Consider the following 2969-nt stretch of genomic DNA (forward strand, 5'->3'; position numbering starts at 1 on the left):
AGATCCTGATGCTCGTAGGCGGCCAGATCCGTGGCCCGCACCCGGCCGATCAACTCCCGGAAGGACGGACGGCCCGAAACATCGGTGCGCAGCACGAGCGTGTTGACGAAGAACCCGACCAGATCGTCCAGCGCGTCGTCGGTGCGCCCGGCGATCGGCGTGCCGATCGGGATGTCGGTACCCGCCCCCAGCCGGGTCAGCAACGCGGCCACAGCGGCCTGCACCACCATGAACAACGTCGCCTGCGTCTGTCGGGCCAGGGCCAGGAGCCCCTCGTGCAACTCCGGCGAGACGCTGAAGGGCACGTGGTCGCCCCGGTAGGTCGCGACCGGGGGCCGGGGCCGATCGGCGGGCAGTTCGAGCTGGTCGGGAAGGCCGTCCAGGGCCCCCGACCAGAAGGCGAGCTGCTTGGCCGCCAGACTCCCCGCGTCCCGCTCATCCCCCAGCAGGCCGCGCTGCCACAGGGCGTAGTCGGCGTACTGCACCGGCAACGGCGACCAGGACGGCACCTCACCTGCACACCGGGCGGCATAGGCCTGCGACAGGTCACGGGCGAACGGCCCCATCGACCAACCGTCGGCGGCGATGTGGTGCATCACGATCACCAGCACGTGTTCCACCGGACCGAGCCGGAAGACCCAGCCTTTGATCGGCAGGTCGGCGGCCAGGTCGAACGGCCGGTGCGCCGCCTCCGACAACGCCTCTTCCAGCCCCTCCTCGGTGACCTCCACGATCTCAACCACCGGACCGTCTTCGACCACCCGCTGGTACGGCAGGCCGTCAACCGCGGGGAAAACCGTCCGCAGACTCTCGTGCCTGGCCACGACATCGCCGATCGCGGCCTTCAGCGCCTCGTGGTCCAGCTCCCCGGTCAGGCGTACGGCCATCGGGATGTTGTAGGTGGCGCTGGGCCCCTCCCACTCGTGCAGGAACCACAGCCGCCGCTGCGCGAACGACAACGGCACCAGCTCAGGCCGGACAGCCGGCACCAACGGCGTACGAACCGGACGGTCACCCTCACGCCCGGCGATCCCGGCGACGGTCGGCGACTGGAACAGCTCCCGCACGCTGAGCTCGACACCCAGCGACGAACGAATCCGCGAGATCAGCCGCGTCGCCAGCAGCGAATGCCCACCCAGATCGAAGAAGCCGTCGTCGATCCCCACCCGCGCCACACCCAGCACCTCGGCGAACAGCCCGCACAGGATCTCCTCCCGGGGAGTACGCGGCCCCCGGCCGCCTGTCTCTCCCTCGAAGGACGGCGCGGGAAGCGCCCGTCGGTCCAGCTTGCCGTTCGGCGTCAACGGCAACGCCTCCAGCGACACGAACGCCGACGGCACCATGTACTCCGGCAACACCGCGGCCACCGACGCGCGGATCGACGCGCCCTCGGGATCGCCGACGACGTACCCCACCAGCCGCTGACCGCCCGACACGTCGGTGTGGACGACGACCGCGGCGGCGCGCACCCCGGGGATGTCGCGCAGCGCGGTCTCGACCTCGCCCAGCTCGATGCGGAAGCCGCGCACCTTGACCTGGTCGTCGACCCGGCCGACGAACTCCAGCACCCCGTCGGCCCGCCACCGCACCAGATCCCCGGTCCGATACATCCGCGAACCGGCAGAACCAAAAGGACACGCGACAAACCGGCCCGACGTCAACCCCGGACGCCCCATGTACCCACGCGCCAGCCCACCACCACCGAGGTACAGCTCACCCACCACGCCCGCGGGCAGCGGAGCGAGGTTCCCGTCCAGCACGTAGACCTGTTTGCCGATCAGCGGGGTGCCGATCGGGACGGGGTTCGGCGCGCGCCCCTGCTCGCACTCCCACATGATCGCGCCGATGGTCACCTCGGTCGGGCCGTAGCCGTTGAACAGCCGCCGCCCAACCGACCAGGTGGCGGCCAGTTGCGGAGGGCACGCCTCACCGCTCACGGTCACCGCGACGCCTGACGGCAGGCCGTTGGCGGGCAGGTCGGCCACCACGGCCGGGGGCAGCGCCACATGGGTGACCCCGTGCGCGGCCACGAAATCGACCAGGTCGAGGCCAAGCGGGCGTTCGCCCAGGGGCAGCACGAGCGTCGCGCCGGACAGCACCGCCCCGAACAGGTCCCACAGCGCCGCGTCGAAGCTGGTGGAGACGAGCTGCAGGATCCGGCTTCCCCTGCCGACCGCCTGCCGGTGGATCTGGCTGGCCACGATGGCCCCGACACCGGCGTGCGACACGGTGACGCCCTTGGGCCGTCCGCTCGACCCCGAGGTGTAGATGACGTAGGCGGCGTTGTCCAGCACCGGCGAACCTTGTCTGTCCGCGTCACCGGGGTCTGTCGTCGCGGCGCCCGCCAGCAGGCCGAGCGTCGCCGGGTCGTCGAGCAGCAGTACGGGAGTGGTGGTCTCGGGCAGCCCCCCGATCCATTCGGCCGTGCTCAGCAGGAGGACCGGGGCGGCGTCGCCGAGCATGTAGTGGACGCGCTCGGCGGGATAGCCGGGGTCGATCGGCACGAACGCGGCCCCCGCCTTGAGCACGGCGAGAATCGCGGTGACCCACAGGTCCGAGCTCGGCATCGCCAGGGCGATCCGGTGCTCAACCGAGACACCACGCCCGATCAGGAGGTGGGCGAGCCGGTTGGCGTCGGCGTTCAGCTCGGCGTAGGTGAGCGTACGGTCGCCGTGGACGATCGCGACGGCCTGCGGGTCGGCGTTCGCCTGCCGTTCGAACAGCTCGTGAACGCAGGTGTGGAGCGGGTAGGCGGTGGCGGCCGTCGCGTTCCAGTCGACGAGGACGCGTTCACGCTCCGCAGGTGTGAGCACGTCCGGCGTGCTGACGGGCTGCTCGGGGTCGGAGACCATTGCTTCGAGCAGGCGCAGGAGACGCTGTGCGGTCGAGCCGACGGTGGCCCGGTCGAACAGGTCGGTGGCGTACTCGACGACCCCGTCGATCCCGATCGGCAAACCATGCTCGTCATG

The 2969-nt window shown here is 70.9% G+C and carries 1 protein-coding gene; it reads right to left on the reverse strand.

The window, feature by feature from the left end; translation table 11 throughout:
- The coding region (locus AB0395_RS48005) for an amino acid adenylation domain-containing protein (RefSeq protein WP_366295022.1) at positions 1–2954 on the reverse strand (2954 nt) is incomplete at its 3' end.
- Positions 2955–2969: the final 15 nt, after the last annotated feature.

Origin of the sequence: Streptosporangium sp. NPDC051023 (assembly GCF_040689595.1) — a bacterium.
Taxonomy (GTDB): Bacteria; Actinomycetota; Actinomycetes; order Streptosporangiales; family Streptosporangiaceae; genus Streptosporangium.